Source organism: Boseongicola sp., from assembly GCF_057460485.1.
Genome location: NZ_JBVCWP010000406.1, coordinates 1 through 2826, shown reverse-complemented (window position 1 = coordinate 2826; position 2826 = coordinate 1). Strand labels below are relative to the sequence as shown.

Genomic DNA, 2826 nt, shown 5'->3' with positions numbered 1-2826 from the left:
CACTGAGAACTGACCCGGTAACCGACATCACGTACATCAAGACGCAATGAAGGATGGTCGTATCTGGCCGTCGTGATTGATCTGTTCTCAAGGCGTGCCGTTGGCTGATCAATTCGGGAAAAGCCAATTACGAACAGAAAGTTGGCCACTCCAAGCATCCTTTGAGGCTAACTCAACACCATAATTCCGCCGTATTCATCCATAAACTTGATAGTCTAAGAAAATCGAATCTGAGCGGCGTTAAATTTTAACGGTCAACCCTCAGGCTTCTTGGCAGTCGCCAGCAGACAACGCTGCACGGGTCTGTCCTACATGTCTGGGAAGGCAAGATGCGAGACGAACCTAACCTTACTGAATACCCATCCAATTCAGGTCTCAAAGTTGACGGCTCCAAGAAGCCAGGCCCAATTGATCCGGACCTTCGTGCAATAAAGTCCATTGTCGACGTGGATGATGCCCAGAAAGCCATCGAGCGATTAGCGCCAACGCAAGCAGAAGAAAACTTACAAACACTAGAGGGACACGCACGGGCATCCGAACAACCTCGTCAGAAGAAATCGCCTGCGCAATGGCTCCTCAAGCTCGTCGTGTCATTCCTCAGACGCCCCGATGCTCCCAGGATATTGTCCTTTCTGCTTTTGCTGACGATTTTGGTGCTGGAACCGGGCTTCGTGGTGTTTTTGTTCGTGATGGGCCTTCTGATCGGGCTTGTGCTCTTCTTCTCTTTTGGTCCCGACCGGGTTCAGAATTGGGTGATGAACCGTTATCGTCGCCTGCGGGAACGCGATCCGGACGCGGCGGAACGTATCCGGCGGCGCGCTGCAGGGGCCAGCACAAGGCTTTCCGCACTCGTTGATAAACTGCCGGAACGGTGGACGACCGGCTTGTATCTTCCTGATTTCGAGGAACCGGCAGAGCTTCCTGAGAAATGGAAGTCTGATCCATTTGAACAGCTGGCAAACCAGTAACATCCCGACCTTTCTGTCCTGGCTGACCTTGCCGACGGAATAGATTGAAGAATTGTTGGCTGCAAAATTTAAACACAAAACAGTCATTCCATCTTCAACTTAATCCGCTTTAAATGACCAATTGAAAGAGTGATTTCCAGTATGTAGTAGGACTCGCCAAGAGTGGTTGGCGGGGCCTTTTTTGTGTCGATTTCAAATGTAAGTGGCAGCCGCGCCTATTATGGTCAATGACCGTTTTGTCACCTGCATGGTAGTCCTTCAGAGGTCATACACCCAACGTCCGCGCCGCGTCGCTTTATTGAAAGTTCCAGACGTTCGCCGAAATTGGGCGACTGACCGAGTTGCGGGACGGAGCATGCGTAATTGGGCTGCCTCTATACTGAGGTCGAGCTCCCGATAGGATCACATGGTTAGGCTCTGAACGCGCGAAAACGCTCGGCCCTGCTTGTCGCGGGGCAAGAGCCTTTGACCCCGCACAAACATTTACTCCAGCCCTGGAAAATCCGCATAGACCAGCGCATGATCGCTCGCGTGACACGCTTTATTTGGCTCATCACCGAACGCCCCATGCCGACGAGTGCGTGACGGGCCGGTCATGCCGGTTCTTATGATTTCAGGACGCACATTCGGATACTCCTGTGCCAGTCGCGGCGAGACAAGTATCCGGTCCGGACGCGAGTGTAGATGCGTGCCAGGAACCTCGTATGTCCAGTCAGTGCCGGGTGCCAATCGATCCAGGAGGTCGAACGAAAAACCGTGTTTCAGCGGGGCGAGGGCTGACGGGGAAAGCTCATCGCCAGGACCTGGTTCATTGAGGTCTCCCACGATCATCCAGCGCTCACGTCTTGGATCGTCAAAGCGCATTTCGACAATTTTGCGAACCGCGCGTGCCTCAGCTTCCCGTATGATGTACGCCTTCTCGGCATCAGGATATGGCGCTTTGAAATGGCAAACAAAAAGTGTGACGCCTGCAAAATCCAGTTCAAGACAATCCCGCCGGAAGAGGCGATGCTCTCGGAGTTCGGGCGGTAAATCTGACAAGTCGAGATCGGCTCCGGTAAGGTTCGCATGGCTTTTTACATTGATGGGCTGGCTTCGACAAAGAGCGGCGACGTTCAGTCCGCGACCATCGTTTCCGGGAATGCAATAACGGAAAGGGTAAGCCGACAATCCAGTCTTAAGGAGAAAATTATCGTGGAAAAAATCCAATGCCGCAGTGTCAAAAACCTCCTGCAGGGCAACGATATCTGCCTGCGCTGCATGGATAACTTTGGCTGACTGTTCGCGGTCGGCCAAACTAAGAGCGACGGACCGCTGAACGTTTGATTGGTCCTGATCGAATGCACCATCAAGAACTGGCCTGCCTTCCCGCAGGCGCAGGCGCATGTTTTGCAAATTGAATGTGGCCACGCGCATAATTGACACCATCTATCATAAAGACTTCTCCATAATACGTGCTGATCGCGCGGGGACCAGACCGGCAAGCCTGCCATGCGATTACTGACCCGGATAAAAACTGAATGGCGACCATCTGTACGACCGGACTCAGACGTGGGAAAGTCCGCTGAAAATTTGGAGCGAGCCTGAATGTTTGTATTCTATGACTTTGAGACCACCGGAACGTCGCCTGCCTTTGATCAGCCGCTACAGTTTGCGGCCATTCTGACAGACGATGATTTCGTTGAGATCGAACGGGTGGACATCCGGTGCAGGCTGTCTCCTCACATTCTGCCTTCCCCCTGGGCTATGGCCGTGACCGGCGTCACGCCAGAGCAGCTCGATGATCCGCGCCTGCCGTCATGGTACGACTTCTCGCATCAGATCAGCGATCTCATAAAACGCTGGGCGCCCGCCACCT

At 53.3% G+C, this 2826-nt stretch carries 3 protein-coding genes; 2 read left to right on the top strand and 1 reads right to left on the bottom strand.

Annotated elements, in window-relative coordinates:
• Positions 1-329 precede the first annotated feature (329 nt).
• Positions 330-968: a hypothetical protein gene (locus tag AC221Y_RS22860; RefSeq protein ID WP_486708588.1), complete on the top strand. Its 639-nt coding sequence runs from the start codon at positions 330-332 to the stop codon at positions 966-968.
• A gap of 483 nt (positions 969-1451) precedes the next feature.
• Here the strand turns inward: AC221Y_RS22860 and AC221Y_RS22855 are convergent, their stop codons facing one another.
• A complete protein-coding gene (locus tag AC221Y_RS22855; protein WP_486708587.1) occupies positions 1452-2396 on the bottom strand; it encodes an endonuclease/exonuclease/phosphatase family protein in 945 nt (314 codons plus the stop codon).
• Positions 2397-2555: 159 nt separating this feature from the next.
• Here AC221Y_RS22855 and AC221Y_RS22850 point away from each other — a divergent pair.
• On the top strand, positions 2556-2826 hold a 271-nt coding region (locus AC221Y_RS22850), incomplete at its 3' end, for an exonuclease domain-containing protein (RefSeq protein WP_486708586.1).